The sequence below is a fragment of the Enterobacter sp. TCD1-1 genome, assembly GCF_020567405.1.
GTDB classification, from domain to species: domain Bacteria; phylum Pseudomonadota; class Gammaproteobacteria; order Enterobacterales; family Enterobacteriaceae; genus Enterobacter; species Enterobacter quasiroggenkampii.
Genome location: NZ_JAJCXF010000001.1, coordinates 2,348,675 through 2,365,844, shown reverse-complemented (window position 1 = coordinate 2,365,844; position 17,170 = coordinate 2,348,675). Strand labels below are relative to the sequence as shown.

10 protein-coding genes are annotated in these 17,170 nt (G+C 55.4%); 4 read left to right on the top strand and 6 right to left on the bottom strand.

Annotation, left to right across the window (positions count from 1 at the left end):
- The first annotated feature begins 101 nt into the window (after positions 1 to 101).
- Both glpT and glpQ read left to right on the top strand, forming a co-directional pair.
- A complete protein-coding gene (glpT, locus tag LJA86_RS11310) occupies positions 102 to 1,454 on the top strand; it encodes a glycerol-3-phosphate transporter (RefSeq protein ID WP_045354273.1) in 1,353 nt (450 codons plus the stop codon).
- Between the two features lie 11 nt (positions 1,455 to 1,465).
- A complete protein-coding gene (gene glpQ / locus LJA86_RS11305) occupies positions 1,466 to 2,521 on the top strand; it encodes a glycerophosphodiester phosphodiesterase (protein ID WP_048029690.1) in 1,056 nt (351 codons plus the stop codon).
- Between the two features lie 89 nt (positions 2,522 to 2,610).
- Here glpQ and yfaE read toward each other — a convergent pair whose 3' ends face one another.
- The 4 genes from yfaE to ubiG all read right to left on the bottom strand — a co-directional run bounded on the left by yfaE (position 2,611) and on the right by ubiG (position 7,457).
- On the bottom strand, positions 2,611 to 2,865 hold the full coding sequence (gene yfaE / locus LJA86_RS11300) for a class I ribonucleotide reductase maintenance protein YfaE (protein ID WP_025757202.1): 255 nt from the start codon (positions 2,863 to 2,865) through the stop codon (positions 2,611 to 2,613).
- Complete coding sequence (gene nrdB, locus LJA86_RS11295; protein WP_045908711.1) at positions 2,865 to 3,995, bottom strand: class Ia ribonucleoside-diphosphate reductase subunit beta; 1,131 nt, start codon at positions 3,993 to 3,995, stop codon at positions 2,865 to 2,867. Before nrdB ends, yfaE begins: the two co-directional genes overlap by 1 nt.
- A gap of 100 nt (positions 3,996 to 4,095) precedes the next feature.
- Positions 4,096 to 6,381, bottom strand: coding sequence for a class 1a ribonucleoside-diphosphate reductase subunit alpha (gene nrdA / locus LJA86_RS11290; protein WP_045908710.1), 2,286 nt, complete (start codon positions 6,379 to 6,381; stop codon positions 4,096 to 4,098).
- 347 nt (positions 6,382 to 6,728) lie between these two features.
- Positions 6,729 to 7,457, bottom strand: coding sequence for a bifunctional 2-polyprenyl-6-hydroxyphenol methylase/3-demethylubiquinol 3-O-methyltransferase UbiG (ubiG, locus tag LJA86_RS11285; protein ID WP_045908709.1), 729 nt, complete (start codon positions 7,455 to 7,457; stop codon positions 6,729 to 6,731).
- Between the two features lie 146 nt (positions 7,458 to 7,603).
- Here ubiG and gyrA point away from each other — a divergent pair, with 146 nt between their 5' ends.
- Positions 7,604 to 10,240 carry a DNA topoisomerase (ATP-hydrolyzing) subunit A gene (gene gyrA / locus LJA86_RS11280; protein WP_048224205.1) on the top strand — a complete coding sequence of 879 codons (2,637 nt, stop codon included), beginning with the start codon at positions 7,604 to 7,606 and terminating at the stop codon, positions 10,238 to 10,240.
- A 135-nt stretch (positions 10,241 to 10,375) separates the two neighbouring features.
- On the top strand, positions 10,376 to 13,222 hold the full coding sequence (gene rcsC / locus LJA86_RS11275; RefSeq protein ID WP_048224202.1) for a two-component system sensor histidine kinase RcsC: 2,847 nt from the start codon (positions 10,376 to 10,378) through the stop codon (positions 13,220 to 13,222).
- Positions 13,223 to 13,332: 110 nt separating this feature from the next.
- Here rcsC and rcsB read toward each other — a convergent pair whose 3' ends face one another.
- Positions 13,333 to 13,983, bottom strand: coding sequence for a response regulator transcription factor RcsB (rcsB, locus tag LJA86_RS11270; protein WP_003859405.1), 651 nt, complete (start codon positions 13,981 to 13,983; stop codon positions 13,333 to 13,335).
- A 16-nt stretch (positions 13,984 to 13,999) separates the two neighbouring features.
- Positions 14,000 to 16,672, bottom strand: coding sequence for a phosphotransferase RcsD (gene rcsD / locus LJA86_RS11265; RefSeq protein ID WP_063622157.1), 2,673 nt, complete (start codon positions 16,670 to 16,672; stop codon positions 14,000 to 14,002).
- Between the last annotated feature and the right edge of the window lie 498 nt (positions 16,673 to 17,170).

The window sequence follows — 17,170 nt, the reverse complement described above, 5'->3', positions numbered from 1 at the left end:
GTTGATTCACAGTAACAATCACCGTGATTTCTTAACATCCCCGCCTCTGGAATTCAGGTGCGAGCCACCTGCTCATTCATTTCAAGGCCACGGAGGCTGTTATGCTCAGTATCTTCAAACCTGCGCCCCACAGGGCGCGTCTGCCAGAGGCAGAAATAGATCCGCTCTATCGCCGCCTGCGTTGGCAAATCTTCCTGGGGATCTTCTTCGGGTACGCGGCGTACTACCTTGTACGTAAAAACTTCGCGCTCGCCATGCCGTATCTGGTGGAGCAGGGCTTTTCCCGCGGCGATCTGGGGTTCGCGCTGTCGGGGATCTCTATCGCCTACGGTTTTTCCAAATTCATCATGGGCTCCGTGTCGGATCGCTCGAATCCGCGCGTGTTCCTGCCCGCCGGTCTGATCCTGGCGGCCGCGGTCATGCTGTTTATGGGCTTTGTACCATGGGCAACCTCCAGCATTGCCATCATGTTCGTGCTGCTGTTCCTCTGCGGCTGGTTCCAGGGGATGGGGTGGCCGCCGTGCGGGCGTACCATGGTGCACTGGTGGTCGCAGAAAGAGCGCGGCGGCATCGTGTCGGTGTGGAACTGCGCCCATAACGTGGGCGGCGGTATTCCGCCTCTGCTGTTCCTGCTGGGGATGGCCTGGTTCAACGACTGGCACGCGGCGCTCTACATGCCTGCCTTTGGCGCCATTCTGGTGGCGATTATTGCCTTCGCCCTGATGCGCGATACGCCGCAGTCCTGCGGCCTGCCGCCGATTGAAGAGTACAAAAACGACTATCCGGATGATTACAGCAAGGAACATGAAGAAGAGCTGACCGCAAAACAGATCTTCATGAAGTACGTGCTGCCGAACAAGCTGCTGTGGTACATCGCGGTCGCGAACGTGTTCGTTTACCTGCTGCGCTACGGCATCCTCGACTGGTCGCCAACCTACCTGAAAGAGGTGAAGCACTTCGCGCTGGATAAATCCTCCTGGGCGTACTTCCTGTATGAATACGCCGGGATCCCAGGCACGCTGCTTTGCGGCTGGATGTCGGACAAAGTGTTTAAAGGTAACCGCGGTGCGACGGGCGTGTTCTTTATGACGCTGGTGACCATCGCGACCGTGGTGTACTGGCTCAACCCGCCGGGCAACCCATCAGTAGATATGGCCTGCATGATCGTCATCGGCTTCCTGATTTACGGTCCGGTGATGCTGATCGGTCTGCATGCCCTGGAGCTGGCGCCGAAAAAAGCGGCGGGCACGGCGGCGGGCTTTACCGGCCTGTTCGGCTACCTCGGCGGTTCGGTCGCGGCGAGCGCCATTGTGGGCTACACCGTTGACTTCTTCGGCTGGGACGGCGGCTTTATGGTGATGATCGGCGGTAGCGTGCTGGCGGTACTGCTGCTGATTGTTGTGATGATCGGAGAAAAACGTCACCACGCTGAAGTGCTGGCGCGTCGTCAATAAGGAGCTTTGCGATGAAATTAACTCAGTTAGCGACAGGCCTGCTGCTGGCGGGCCTGATGACCGGGTCCGCGCTGGCGGCGGATAAAATCGTTATTGCCCACCGCGGCGCGAGCGGCTATCTGCCGGAGCATACGCTGCCGGCGAAAGCGATGGCCTATGCGCAGGGCGCGGATTACCTGGAGCAGGATCTGGTGATGACGAAGGACGACCAGTTGGTCGTCCTGCACGATCACTATCTTGACCGCGTGACGGACGTGGCGGAGCGCTTCCCTGACCGCGCCCGTAAAGATGGCCGCTTCTATGCCATCGACTTCACGCTGGCGGAGATCCGCTCTCTGAAGTTTACCGAAGGCTTCGAGATTGAAAACGGCAAGAAGGTACAGGTCTATCCGGGACGTTTCCCGATGGGCAAATCTGACTTCCGGATCCATACCTTCCAGGAAGAGATTGAGTTTGTTCAGGGGCTGAACCACTCAACCGGTAAAAACATCGGCATCTATCCGGAAATCAAAGCGCCGTGGTTCCACCATCAGGAAGGGAAGGACATTGCCGCGAAGACGCTGGAGGTGCTGAAACAGTACGGCTACACCAGCAAGAAGGACAAGGTCTACCTGCAGTGTTTTGATGCCGCCGAGCTGAAGCGCATCAAAACCGAGCTGGAGCCGAAGATGGGCATGAACCTCAACCTGGTGCAGCTGATTGCCTACACTGACTGGAATGAAACCCAGGAGAAGCAGCCGGACGGGACGTGGGTGAACTACAACTACGACTGGATGTTTAAGCCGGGCGCGATGAAGCAGATTGCGCAGTACGCCGACGGCATTGGGCCGGATTACCATATGCTGGTGGCGGAAGGCTCAACGCCGGGCCACGTGAAGCTGACGGCGATGGTGAAAGAGGCGCATGCCAGCAAGATGCAGGTGCATCCGTACACCGTGCGTGCAGACCAGCTGCCGCCGTATGCCACGGATGTGAATCAGCTTTATGAGGTGTTGTATAAGCAGGCGGGCGTGGACGGCCTGTTTACGGATTTCCCGGATAAAGCGGTGAGCTTTTTGAAGGATTAACGCTGAAATTGCCGGGTGGCGGCTGCGCCTTACCCGGCCTACGAACTGCGGTTTTGTAGGTCGGGTAAGCGAAGCGCCACCCGACACACTCACATCTCGATCTCGATATCGCCTTTTGCCCGGCAGCAGCAGGGCAAAATTTCCCCTTCGTTGATGAAGGCCAGCGGTTCGGTCAGCCAGTCCACCTGGCCGGCGACCAGACGGCAGCGGCACGAGCCGCAATAGCCTTCACGACACTGGTACTCGACCTCCACCTGATGCGCTTCAAGCGCCACCAGCAGGGAAGGGTGCTCTTCCTGGCACAGCACTTCTGTACCCGAAAGGCTCAGCGTGACGCGCGTCATCAGAGCTGGAAATCGCTCAGGTCGTCGGTGTTGACTTCAGAATCAATCTGACCGACCAGATAAGAACTCACTTCCACTTCCTGCGGCGCGACCTGCACGTTATCGGACACCAGCCAGGTGTTGATCCACGGGATAGGGTTAGAGCGCGTCTGGAACGGCAGGTCGAGACCGACCGCCTGCATGCGGATGTTGGTGATGTACTCCACGTACTGGCACAGGATGTCTTTGTTCAGGCCAATCATGGAGCCGTCACGGAACAGGTAGTCTGCCCACTCTTTCTCCTGCTGGGCCGCCAGCACGAACAGGTCGTAGCACTCCTGCTTGCACTCTTCGGCGATTGCCGCCATCTCAGGATCGTCCGTGCCGCTGCGCAGCAGGTTCAGCATGTGCTGGGTACCGGTCAGGTGCAGGGCTTCATCACGGGCAATCAGACGGATGATCTTGGCGTTGCCTTCCATCAGCTTGCGCTCGGCAAAGGCGAAGGAGCAGGCGAAGCTCACGTAGAAGCGGATCGCTTCCAGCGCGTTAACGCTCATCAGGCACAGATACAGCTGCTTTTTCAGCGCACGCAGGTTTACGGTGATGGTTTTGCCATCCACGTGGTGGGTGCCTTCGCCCAGCAGGTGCCAGTAGCTGGTCATCTCGATCAGCTCGTCGTAGTAATGGGCAATGCCTTCCGCGCGCTTCTGGATCTGCTCGTTGGTGACGATATCGTCAAACACCACCGCCGGATCGTTCACGATGTTGCGGATGATGTGGGTATAAGAGCGGGAGTGGATCGTCTCGGAGAACGCCCAGGTTTCCACCCAGGTTTCCAGCTCTGGAATCGAGATCAGCGGCAGCAGCGCCACGTTCGGGCTACGGCCCTGAATGGAGTCCAGCAGCGTCTGGTACTTCAGGTTGCTGATGAAGATATGTTTTTCGTGATCCGGCAGCGACTGGTAATCAATACGGTCGCGGGAGACGTCCACTTCTTCCGGACGCCAGAAGAAGGAGAGTTGCTTTTCAATCAGCTTTTCGAAGATGTCATATTTTTGCTGATCGTAGCGTGCCACGTTGACCGGCTGGCCGAAGAACATCGGCTCTTTGAGCTGGTCGTTTTTCGTCTGTGAAAAGGTGGTATATGCCATTGCGGTGAGTCCTGTTGAGATTTTATTGCCCGGCGGCACTGCGTTTGCCGGGCCTACAAAACCGTAGGCCGGGTAAGCGTAGCGCCACCCGGCGAAGTGCTTAGATCTTACATGCGCCGCTTTCGCAGCCATCGTCCTGAATTGACGGAACCAGGTCGTCCTGCGCGTCTTCCGCACCATCACGGGTGTTGTGATAGTACAGCGTTTTCACGCCAAATTTGTAGGCGGTGAGCAGGTCTTTCAGCAGTTGCTGCATCGGAACCTTGCCTGACGGGAAGCGCGTCGGGTCATAGTTGGTATTGGCAGAGATCGACTGGTCGATAAACTTCTGCATGATACCCACCAGCTGCAGGTAGCCGTCGTTGTTTGGCATTTCCCACAGCAGCTCGTAGTTGTCACCCAGCGTCTCGTAATCCGGCACCACCTGACGCAGCACGCCGTCTTTCGAGGCTTTGATGCTGACGTGGCCACGCGGTGGCTCAATGCCGTTGGTGGCGTTAGAGATCTGCGAAGAGGTCTCAGACGGCATCAGGGCAGAGAGCGTGGAGTTACGCAGGCCGTGCGTTTTGATGGACTCGCGCAGGCCTTCCCAGTCGAGATGCAGCGGCTCGCTGACAATCGCATCCAGGTCTTTCTTGTAGGTGTCGATCGGCAGAATGCCTTTCGCGTAGGTGGTCTCGTTGAACCACGGGCACGCGCCTTGCTCTTTCGCCAGCTCGTTGGACGCTTTCATCAGGTAGTACTGAATGGCTTCGAACGTCTGGTGCGTCAGGTTATTAGCGCTGCCGTCAGAGTAACGCTTGCCGTTTTTCGCCAGCCAGTAGGCGAAGTTGATCACGCCGATACCCAGGGTACGGCGGCCCATCGCACCGCGTTTCGCTGCCGGGATTGGGTAATCCTGGTAGTCCAGCAGAGCGTCGAGGGCACGAACTGCCAGCACGGCCAGCTCTTCCAGCTCGTCCAGGCTCTTAATTGCGCCCAGGTTGAATGCGGACAGCGTACACAGCGCAATTTCACCGTTTTCGTCGTTCACGTCTTCCAGCGGTTTGGTCGGCAGGGCGATCTCCAGGCACAGGTTAGACTGGCGCACTGGCGCAACGACCGGATCAAACGGGCTGTGGGTGTTGCAGTGGTCAACGTTCTGGATGTAGATACGGCCGGTAGAGGCACGTTCCTGCATCATCAGGGAGAACAGATCGACCGCCTTCACGCGCTGCTTGCGGATGCTGTCGTCTTTTTCGTATTTGGTGTACAGACGCTCGAACTCGTCCTGATCGGCGAAGAACGCGTCGTACAGGCCCGGGACGTCGGACGGGCTGAACAAGGTAATGTCTTCGCCCTTCAGCAGACGGGTGTACATCAGCTTGTTGATCTGCACGCCGTAGTCCATGTGACGCACGCGGTTGCCTTCGACACCACGGTTGTTCTTCAGAACCAGCAGGCTTTCCACTTCCAGGTGCCACATTGGGTAGAACAGGGTCGCAGCACCGCCGCGCACGCCGCCCTGAGAGCAGGATTTTACTGCCGTCTGGAAGTGCTTATAGAACGGGATACAGCCGGTGTGGAACGCTTCACCGCCGCGAATCGGGCTGCCCAGCGCACGGATGCGGCCGGCGTTGATGCCGATACCGGCGCGCTGGGAAACGTATTTCACAATGGCGCTGGAGGTGGCGTTGATGGAATCCAGGCTGTCACCACACTCGATCAGCACGCAGGAGCTGAACTGACGGGTAGGGGTGCGCACGCCAGACATGATTGGCGTCGGCAGAGAAATCTTGAACGTCGATACCGCATCGTAGAAACGCTTCACGTAATCCAGACGGGTATCACGTGGGTAGTTTGAGAACAGGCAGGCGGCCACCAGAATGTAGAGGAACTGGGCGCTTTCGTAGATCTCACCGGTTACACGGTTCTGAACCAGGTATTTGCCTTCGAGCTGCTTCACCGCCGCGTAGGAGAAGTTCATGTCGCGCCAGTGATCGATAAACCCGTTCATCTGCTCGAACTCTTCTTCCGTATAGTCTTCCAGCAGATGCGTGTCGTATTTGCCCAGCTCAACCATTTTCACCACGTGATCGTAAAGCTTCGGCGGCTCAAACTGGCCATAGGCTTTTTTACGCAGGTGGAAAATCGCCAGACGTGCAGCCAGGTACTGATAATCCGGTGCTTCGCGGGAGATCAGGTCCGCCGCCGCTTTGATGATGGTTTCGTGAATATCAGACGTTTTGATGCCGTCGTAGAACTGAATATGAGAACGCAGTTCAACCTGGGAGATAGATACGTTGTTCAGTCCTTCTGCTGCCCAGTCGAGAACTCGATGGATTTTGTCCAGATTGATACGCTCGGTAGTACCGTCGCGCTTTGTCACCAGCAGACTCTGATTCATGTGGGTTTTACCTGTCCGTGAAATAAAAAATATCCCCCGCTTATCCACAGAACCGTCTTGTGACTAACTCTGTGGATAAATACTACATATAGGGGGTTTGCGATAAGAAAAACGCTATATGGTGAGTATTCTAGTATCGAATCTTTTCAGCACAAGGGTTGATTTTGACGTTAAATTGAGGTTGTGAAAGGGTAAAAAAGGCTAAGTCCTCGTACCGTAAGGCCTGGAAGACATGTCAATAATTAAGAAAAAAAATTCAAAATTTGATCGAGTGCTGATTTCTTCAACGGGAGGTCAGAATTGCGCAACATGATGTCGCGCAATCTTTATAAGAATAACGAATGACGTTAGTCGTTTTTGGCGGTTGTGTGCAACATATAGTTAACATCAACGCCCGGTGCGAGTTTGAATTTATTGGTCAGCGGATTGTAGTGCAGGCCGGTGATGTGCTGCTCCTTGAGCCACGTCTGGTCAACCCAGCTTAACAGCTCCGCCGGCTTGATGAATTTCTTCACGTCGTGCGTGCCTTTCGGCACCATGCGCAGCACATACTCCGCGCCGACGACGGCCATCAGCCAGGCTTTAGCGTTGCGGTTGAGGGTTGAGAAGAAGACCTGGCCGCCCGGTTTCACCAGTTTTGCACAGGCGTGCACCACGGACTGCGGATCGGGAACGTGCTCCAGCATCTCCATGCAGGTCACCACATCGTACTGATGGGCATGTTTTGCCGCATGTTCTTCCACGGTTTCCTGCACGTAGTCTACCTGTATGCCAGACTCCAGCGCGTGAAGACGGGCAACCTGCAGCGGTTCAAAACCCATATCCAGGCCCGTGACGTTCGCCCCTTCGCGCGCCATGCTTTCCGCCAGGATACCGCCGCCGCAGCCGACATCGAGCACTTTTTTACCGAACAGACCGCCGGAACGCTCCGCGATATAGCCCAGACGCAGCGGGTTAATACGGTGCAGCGGTTTGAACTCACCTTCGAGATCCCACCAGCGGGACGCCACCGCTTCAAATTTGGCAATCTCTTCGTGGTCAACGTTGTGAGCCACCGGGGATTTTTCGGCATTCATGGGCGCTTTTACTCCTTATTTAGCAAGACGAATGAGTATATCAGGCAATCCCTGTGAATAAAGCGTATAGGTTTACCTCAATCACCTCGGCTGTGTTATAATTTGCGACCTTTGAATCCGGGATACAGTAGAGGGATAGCGGTTAGATGAGCGACCTTGCGAGAGAAATTACACCGGTTAACATCGAGGAAGAGCTGAAAAGCTCCTATCTGGACTATGCGATGTCGGTCATTGTTGGCCGTGCGCTGCCGGACGTCCGCGATGGCCTGAAGCCGGTACACCGTCGCGTACTATACGCCATGAACGTATTGGGCAATGACTGGAATAAAGCCTATAAAAAATCTGCCCGCGTCGTCGGTGACGTCATCGGTAAATATCACCCGCATGGTGATACCGCCGTTTATGACACCATCGTTCGTATGGCGCAGCCATTCTCCTTGCGCTACATGCTGGTAGATGGCCAGGGTAACTTTGGTTCAGTCGACGGCGACTCCGCTGCAGCGATGCGTTATACGGAAATCCGTATGTCGAAAATCGCTCATGAGCTGATGGCCGACCTGGAAAAAGAGACCGTTGATTTCGTCGATAACTACGACGGCACCGAGCGCATCCCAGATGTGATGCCCACCAAGATCCCGAACCTGTTAGTGAACGGTTCGTCCGGCATCGCGGTCGGTATGGCAACCAACATTCCGCCGCACAATATCACTGAGGTGATCAACGGCTGTCTGGCCTATATCGATGATGAAGACATCAGCATTGAAGGGCTGATGACACACATTCCGGGCCCGGACTTCCCGACGGCGGCGATCATCAACGGTCGTCGCGGTATTGAAGAAGCGTACCGTACCGGCCGCGGCAAGATTTACATCCGTGCCCGCGCCGAAGTGGAAGCGGACGCCAAAACCGGCCGTGAAACTATCATTGTTCACGAGATCCCGTATCAGGTGAACAAAGCGCGTCTGATTGAAAAAATCGCCGAGCTGGTAAAAGAAAAACGTGTTGAAGGCATCAGCGCGCTGCGTGACGAGTCTGACAAAGACGGTATGCGCATCGTGATTGAGATCAAACGCGATGCAGTGGGTGAGGTTGTCCTGAATAACCTGTACTCCCAGACGCAGCTTCAGGTCTCCTTCGGTATCAACATGGTTGCACTGCACCATGGTCAGCCGAAGATCATGAACCTGAAAGAGATCCTGAGTGCGTTCGTCCGTCACCGCCGTGAAGTGGTGACCCGTCGTACTATCTTCGAACTGCGCAAAGCGCGCGACCGTGCGCACATCCTTGAAGCGCTGGCGGTTGCGCTGGCCAACATCGACCCGATCATCGAACTGATCCGTCGTGCGCCAACCCCGGCGGAAGCGAAAACTGCGCTGATTTCCCGTCCATGGGATCTGGGCAACGTCGCCGCGATGCTGGAACGTGCGGGTGATGACGCAGCGCGTCCTGAGTGGCTGGAACCTGAGTTCGGCGTGCGTGACGGTCAGTACTACCTGACGGAACAGCAGGCTCAGGCGATTCTGGATCTGCGTCTGCAGAAACTGACCGGCCTTGAGCATGAAAAACTGCTCGACGAATACAAAGAGCTGCTGGAACAGATTGCTGAGCTGCTTCATATTCTGGGCAGCGCAGAGCGCCTGATGGAAGTGATCCGTGAAGAGCTGGAGCTGGTCCGCGATCAGTTCGGTGACGAGCGCCGCACCGAAATCACCGCCAACAGCGCGGACATCAACATCGAAGACCTGATCAACCAGGAAGACGTTGTTGTGACCCTGTCTCACCAGGGCTACGTGAAGTATCAGCCGTTAACCGACTACGAAGCACAGCGTCGTGGCGGTAAAGGTAAGTCTGCAGCACGTATTAAAGAAGAAGACTTCATTGACCGCCTGCTCGTGGCGAACACCCATGACACGATCCTCTGCTTCTCCAGCCGCGGCCGTCTGTACTGGATGAAAGTCTATCAGTTGCCGGAAGCAAGCCGTGGCGCGCGTGGTCGTCCAATCGTTAACCTGCTGCCGCTGGAAGCGAACGAACGTATCACCGCTATCCTGCCGGTACGCGAGTACGAAGAGGGCGTGAACGTCTTTATGGCGACCGCCAGCGGTACAGTGAAGAAAACCGCGCTAACCGAATTCAGCCGTCCGCGTTCTGCCGGTATTATCGCCGTGAACCTGAACGAAGGCGACGAGCTGATTGGCGTGGATCTGACCTCCGGTTCCGATGAAGTGATGCTCTTCTCTGCTGCCGGTAAAGTGGTGCGCTTCAAAGAAGACGCCGTTCGTGCGATGGGCCGTACCGCGACGGGCGTGCGTGGTATCAAGCTGGCTGGCGAAGATAGCGTTGTTTCTCTGATTATTCCGCGCGGTGAAGGGGCTATCCTGACCGTGACGCAGAATGGTTACGGTAAACGTACGGCGGAAGGGGAATACCCGACCAAGTCTCGCGGCACGCAGGGCGTAATCTCCATCAAGGTGACCGAGCGCAACGGTTCCGTTGTCGGCGCGGTGCAGGTGGACGATGCGGACCAGATCATGATGATCACCGATGCCGGTACCCTGGTGCGTACCCGCGTGTCTGAGATTAGCGTGGTGGGTCGTAACACCCAGGGCGTGATCCTCATCCGTACAGCGGAAGATGAAAACGTGGTGGGTCTGCAGCGCGTTGCCGAGCCGGTGGATGACGAAGAGCTCGACTCCATCGATGGTAGCGTCGCGGAAGGCGATGAGGATATCGCGCCGGAAGCCGACACCGACGATGACGTAGCGGATGACGCTGACGAGTAATGTCTCCTGATGCAAAAAAGGGCCGGATTCCGGCCCTTTTCTTTTGCACAAGCAGATAAGTCAACGTTGCGACCTGGCGCGTTTACCGCTACCTTAACCACATTCTTTTGACCCCGACGGCGGAGCCTCGCCCCCTTGAAATACCTCGTCTCCTTTCGTACTACGCTGAAAGTCTCTCGCTATCTGTTTCGGGCGCTGGCGCTCCTGCTTTGGCTGCTGGTAGCCCTGTTCTCGGTGTTTTACATCGTTAACGCCCTGCACCAGAAAGAAGCGGAGATCCGCCAGGAGTTTAACTTAAGCTCCGACCAGGCCCAGCGCTACATTCAGCGAACGTCTGACGTGATGAAGGAGCTGAAGTATATTGCCGAAAATCGTCTGACGGCGGAAAACGGTATCCTTGCGCTTCGCGGGCGTGATGATAAAACCGAAGTCCCGGATTTCCAGCCGCTGTTCCCGGATTCCGATTGCTCCACCATGAGCAATACCTGGCGCGGCTCTCTGGAATCGCTCGCCTGGTTTATGCGCTACTGGCGCGACAATTTCTCCGCCGCCTATGACCTGAACCGCGTCTTCCTGATTGGCAGCGAGAATCTCTGCATGGCTGACTTTGGCCTGCGCGACGTGCCCGTTGAGCGTGACGATGCGCTGAAAAGCCTGCATGAACGTATTGTCAAATACCGCAATGCACCGCAGGACGAGCGCGGCAATAACATCTTCTGGGTGAGCCAGGGCCCGCGTCCGGGCGTGGGCTATTTCTACGCCCTGACGCCGGTTTATCTGGGCAATCGCCTGCAGGCGCTGCTGGGGATTGAGCAGACCATTCGCATGGAAAACTTCTTCACCCCGGGCAGCCTGCCCATGGGCGTGACCATTCTGGATGAAAACGGTCATCAACTGATCTCGCTTGCCGGGCCTGATAACCGTCTAAACGTCGAACCGCACTGGATGCAGGAGCGGTCGTGGTTTGGCTATACCTCAGGTTTCCGCGAGCTGGTGCTGAAGAAGAGCCTGCCGCCTTCGTCGCTCAGTATCGTCTATTCGCTGCCGGTGGATATGGTGCTTGAGCGGATACGCATTCTTATTATGAATGCAATTCTGCTCAACCTGCTGGCCGGGGGCGCGCTGTTCACGCTGGCGCGCATGTATGAGCGGAAAATCTTTATTCCTGCCGAAAGCGACGCCCAGCGACTGGAGGAACACGAGCAGTTTAACCGCAAGATTGTTGCCTCGGCGCCGGTGGGGATCTGTATTCTGCGTACCCAGGACGGGACCAATATCCTGAGTAACGAACTGGCACATAACTACCTGAACATGCTGACGCACGAAGACCGGCAGAGGCTGACGCAAATTATCTGCGGTCAGCAGGTTAACTTTGTCGACGTGTTGACCAGTACGCACACCAACCTGCAGATCAGCTTTGTGCATTCCCGCTATCGCAATGAAAACGTGGCGATTTGCGTGCTGGTGGATGTCTCCGCGCGCGTGAAGATGGAAGAGTCCTTGCAGGAGATGGCGCAGGCGGCAGAGCAGGCCAGCCAGTCGAAGTCCATGTTCCTTGCCACCGTCAGCCACGAGCTGCGTACGCCGCTGTACGGGATTATCGGTAACCTCGATCTGCTGCAGACCAAGGAATTGCCGAAAGGCGTTGACCGGCTGGTGACGGCGATGAACAACTCCTCCAGCCTGTTGCTGAAGATCATCAGCGATATTCTCGACTTCTCTAAAATCGAGTCCGAGCAGCTGAAAATCGAGCCGCGCGAGTTTTCGCCGCGCGAGGTGATGAACCATATCAGCGCCAACTATCTCCCGCTGGTGGTGCGTAAACAGCTGGGGCTCTACTGCTTTATCGAACCGGACGTGCCGCTGACGCTGCACGGCGATCCGATGCGCCTGCAGCAGGTCATCTCTAACCTGCTCAGCAACGCCATTAAATTCACCGATACCGGCTGTATTGTGCTGCACGTCTGCCGGGCGGGGGATTACCTGAGCATTCGCGTGCGCGACACGGGCGTCGGCATCCCGGCGAAGGAAGTGGTTCGCCTGTTCGACCCGTTCTTCCAGGTCGGTACCGGCGTGCAGCGTAACTTCCAGGGAACCGGACTGGGGCTGGCAATTTGTGAGAAGCTCGTCAGCATGATGGATGGCGACATCTCCGTGGATACCGAGCCCGGCATGGGCAGCCAGTTCACCATCCGCATTCCGCTCTATTCGGCGCAGTATCCGGCAAAAGCCACGGTAGACGGGCTGAGCGATAAGCGCTGCTGGCTGGCGGTGCATAACGCCTCGCTGAATGACTATCTGACGGCACTGCTTACCCACAGCGGCGTGAGGGTGTGCCGCTATGAAGGTCAAACACCGGATGTGGACGATGTGCTGATCGCCGACGAGATGCTGGAACAGCCGTGGCAGGGGAGAGGGTCAGTGCTCTTCTGCCGTCGCCACATCGGTATCCCGGTTGAGCGTGCGCCAGGGGAATGGGTACACAGTGTCGCCACCCCGCACGAGCTGTTGAGCCTGCTGGCGCGCATCTACAAAGTGGAACTGGAAGAGAGCGACGGTGCGGGCGGACTGCCGTCACCGGAGTCTCTGGCGTCGGTGAATGACGATATGATGATTCTGGTGGTGGATGATCATCCGATTAACCGTCGCCTGCTGGCTGACCAGCTTGGATCGCTGGGCTACCAGTGCAAAACCGCCAATGACGGCGTGGATGCGCTGAACGTGCTGAGTAAGAATCATATTGATATCGTGTTGAGCGACGTCAACATGCCTAACATGGACGGCTACCGTCTGACGCAGCGCATCCGACAGCTTGGCCTGACGCTGCCGGTGGTGGGCGTAACGGCGAACGCGCTGGCGGAAGAGAAGCAGCGCTGTCTGGAGTCAGGCATGGACAGCTGTTTGTCGAAACCGGTGACGCTGGACGTGCTGAAGCAGACATTGTCGATTTACGCGGAGCGCGTGAGAAAAACACGGATATAAAAAAGGCCCGGAAGGGCCTTTTTAATTGCCCGGCGGCACTGCGCTTGCGCGGGCCTGCGGGTTCTGTAGGCCGGGTAAGCGCGAGCGCCACCCGGCATAAACAGCGGCGATTAATCCTTGTCGGTTGCGCTCAGCGTGACGGAGGAGAGATAGTTCAGCAGAGCAATATCGTTGTCCACGCCCAGCTTCATCATCGCTGATTTCTTCTGGCTGCTGATGGTTTTAATACTGCGGTTCAGCTTCTTGGCAATCTCGGTCACCAGGAAACCTTCTGCGAACAGGCGCAGAACTTCACTCTCTTTCGGCGACAGGCGTTTGTCACCGTAGCCACCCGCGCTGATTTTTTCCAGCAGACGAGAAACGCTTTCAGGCGTGAACTTCTTGCCTTTCTGCAGCGCCGCAAGCGCTTTAGGCAGATCGGTCGGTGCGCCTTGTTTCAGCACAATCCCTTCGATGTCCAGATCCAGTACCGCGCTCAGGATCGCCGGGTTGTTGTTCATGGTCAGAACAATGATCGAGATATCCGGGAAGTGACGTTTAATATATTTGATGAGCGTGATCCCATCACCGTATTTGTCTCCAGGCATGGAGAGATCGGTAATGAGCACGTGTGCATCAAGCTTTGGGAGGTTATTGATCAGTGCTGTAGAGTCTTCAAATTCACCGACTACATTCACCCACTCGATCTGTTCAAGTGATTTGCGAATACCGAACAGTACAATCGGATGGTCATCGGCAATAATTACGTTCATATTGTTCATGTATAAGGCTACCTTGCTACAGCAAGCTTTTGACGTAGGCGTCAATGTCGCTGATGTATTTTTCAATGCCAGAGGCATCTTTCTCACGAATTAGATGTTCCAGCGTTTCACATAACTGCTTGCCGGGAACCAGATTAAGCATGGCAAACACCCCTTTAAGCCGGTGTGCTGTCTGTGCCAGCGCTGCAAAATCATTCGCAGCGGACTCAGTATACAACCGCTTAACATCATCTGGTACTGTATCAACAAAGAGTGAATAGTATCCGCTGGCGTGAAGCTCGGCATTTTCATTACCGCCTAACGGTGATTCCGCTATCTCTTCCTGCGCCAGCTGCTCTTCTATTAGTTGTAGTACAGCTTCCTGCATCGCATTGCTTATATTAAAGTTGACGCGCAGCTGGCCAGGGCCGATTTTCCGCACGCCTGACTCATCATCGCTTAAAAGCAAGCCGGAGGCAGTAAGATTAGACGGATTATCAGTTAAAAACAGATCAAATTCTTGACTTGCAAGTCTTTCATCCGGTGTGATGCAGGCCGCACCCCAGTTTTCTAACTGACGAACGACGATATTGCGGATCTCGTTCGACGTAACATCGACCATCACCACGACATCATCCAGCAGACGTTCTTCATCTTCTTCCTGCGGATTGGCCGCCATTTTCACGTGCAGAGAATAGCGGGTGCCGAGAGATTCACGGGCCTTGATATTGAGATGGCCACCGAGCTTACGCGCCAGCTGATCGCACAGCCAGAAGGTAAGGGCATTTGCCTTGCCGTAGCGATCGCTTTGCGTGTCATTCAGGAACGGGAAGTGCAGATTATCAATTTCACTCGTGGTGACGCCTTCCCCGGTGTCCAGAATGCGGAACGTCAGGCGGTCTTCTGCCGACTCCTCCGTACTGACTTCGAGGGTGATCTTGCCGATCTGCGTGGTGGTCACTGCGTACTGAATAATCATCAACAGTATGCGGCGCAGTGCTTCACGATCGCCGTGGCGTTCATCATTTGCCGGGAGATTGTTATTGATCAGCAGCTGCAGACCTTTGCGCTTAATCACGGGCAGGACTTCCGGAACCACTTCATCGATCAGATCCTGAATGGAGAAGAGGGTGGGGGTTCCCTTCCAGAAATCATTCTCCAGCATGTTCGCCAGCTGGATCTCATCAACCATTCTGACCAGCGAGTCGGCCTGACAGGCAAGCTGGTGGCTTTCTGACGTATTTAACGCCGCCGCCTGGGTCGCCAGCGTTTTTAACGGCTGCTTGAAGGCATCGCCAATGTTCTGCATAAATGCGGCGCGCCCCTGCTGGTTTTTCTCATACAGTCTTTGCGCCTGCTTGAGCTTTTTATTCACCAGCACTTCGCGATCCTGATCGCGGATGATGAAGATTTGCGTGCGGGGAGCCACCTGGCTGCGGAACTGGCGGATCTCGTACAGTTCATTGTTGATGGTGGCCTGAATCACCCCCTGGTGCTGATCCGCCATGGTGGTGATGTTCTGCAGGTTAAGATGCGGCAGCAGATGGTCGGCAATTTTATTGCTCATTACCGTACGATTTGCTTCCTGATCGTGAACTAAGACCCCAAGCGGCAGCACGGAAACAATCTCTTCATTCAGCGCGCGTAATACGCGCAGCTCATTGCTGGTACCGGCCGGGACCGCCGCGGCGTCGCTCTGACGTCCCGACTGGAAGCGGAAGGTGCTGTAGCCAAACAGCGCCAGCGCCAGCAGACCGATATTCAGCAGCAGAGGCAGCAGGATATTTTGCAGCGTGTCGAGCAACAGCGTACCAAACGGCACCTGCCACACAAGACGCATACCGGTCGAGTTCAGGGATGAGGCAATTTCGATTTTTGAACCGTTAAAGGAGATCGATACGCTCTCTGCGGCCTCTTTGTCAGACGCCGCACGCATGTTCTGGGTGCTGCTGTCGGGCTCCAGACGGAAGCTATCGAGCGGCATGTCCGGCGGGATTAAATCATTAATGGGTAAATCGAAGGCGACCACCGTCGCCAGATGTCCTGGCTGGTTGAAGGTGGTGCGCAGAGTAAAATAATGACCGTTTTGCCAGGCCAGGCGGCGCAGGGAAGAGAAGCTCTCACGTTCATCAAGAGCGTTCGCCTGCTGCAGCATCTCTGCCCGGCGGGAATCGACGATGCTGCCCACGGTGGTCTCTTTAAACCCGGAAGAGAGATCTTTTAACGGCAGCGTTGAGATCAGGATCATGCTGTTGTCCTGACCGTTCAGATAGTACATCGACCATGGCACCGTTTCGGCACCCCAGAGGGTATCCAGATAGGTCGAAATACGCTGCGTCATCTCAAGCGTCGCGCTGTCGTGAGAGCCAAAAATAAGCGCCTCAGTCTTACGCTGCGGTTTTTCGAGGTAATAGACATCCTGCTTAAGCCGTGTCTCCTGAAGTCCATCTCCGGATGAGGAGGCCGGTGCAGCTGCAATATTGTCGTAAATCTGCCAAGTGGCGTAGCGCCAGGTATCGATGCGCTTATGCACGGCGTGGGTGATATCGACGACCTGATAGCTCTTGTCCTTCAGCCAGGCATTAACCGCGCTTTGTACCATCACCCCCATGGTCACTAACAGCACAACGATCAAAAGAAGAAAGAAACGGGTGATGCTCCCGGGGAGGAGGGAGAATTTGCTCGGGGCGGTGGTTTCAGTCTGACTCATTGATATCTTTAACCCGTCATGGTCATGCTCTGTGGCGATAGGGCAGTATAAAGGGTAATAACTGAATTTCCAGCGCCACTGTCCGGGAAAAGGCGACTTTTTCAACGGACAATATCGGCGGCGGGCGGCGCAGTAAACATGTACAAACACGCCGTGCGCGTACAAATAATAAGTGCGCTCAGCCAGCAAATAGCACGAATTAACAAGAAATTAAGTTTTACATCAATTGTGCGTTCGCGAAGGACGGCCGATGAGAATTTAGTTAATAGTCGTTACAATTTCGGCTCGGTAGCACAAAAAATGAGAAGTTACGTAAAGAAAGGTAAAAAAAAACCGAATGCGAAGCATCCGGCTCAATTAGGGATAAACAGACATTCAAAACTGAATGACGGTAATAAATAAAGTTAATGATGATAGCGAGAGATATTTTAGAGATTAGGTACGATCTTGTTTTGTCATTCAGTGCTGTAACGATTTTTATTATAACCTATTGATTAT

Bases quoted from the DNA above. Each gene is read 5' to 3' on its own strand.
- nrdB (WP_045908711.1), bottom strand. From the start codon at position 3,995: ATGGCATATACCACCTTTTCACAGACGAAAAACGACCAGCTCAAAGAG.
- yfaE (WP_025757202.1), bottom strand. From the start codon at position 2,865: ATGACGCGCGTCACGCTGAGCCTTTCGGGTACAGAAGTGCTGTGCCAG.
- glpT (WP_045354273.1), top strand. From the start codon at position 102: ATGCTCAGTATCTTCAAACCTGCGCCCCACAGGGCGCGTCTGCCAGAG.
- glpQ (WP_048029690.1), top strand. From the start codon at position 1,466: ATGAAATTAACTCAGTTAGCGACAGGCCTGCTGCTGGCGGGCCTGATG.
- rcsB (WP_003859405.1), bottom strand. From the start codon at position 13,983: ATGAACAATATGAACGTAATTATTGCCGATGACCATCCGATTGTACTG.
- rcsD (WP_063622157.1), bottom strand. From the start codon at position 16,672: ATGAGTCAGACTGAAACCACCGCCCCGAGCAAATTCTCCCTCCTCCCC.
- nrdA (WP_045908710.1), bottom strand. From the start codon at position 6,381: ATGAATCAGAGTCTGCTGGTGACAAAGCGCGACGGTACTACCGAGCGT.
- ubiG (WP_045908709.1), bottom strand. From the start codon at position 7,457: ATGAATGCCGAAAAATCCCCGGTGGCTCACAACGTTGACCACGAAGAG.
- gyrA (WP_048224205.1), top strand. From the start codon at position 7,604: ATGAGCGACCTTGCGAGAGAAATTACACCGGTTAACATCGAGGAAGAG.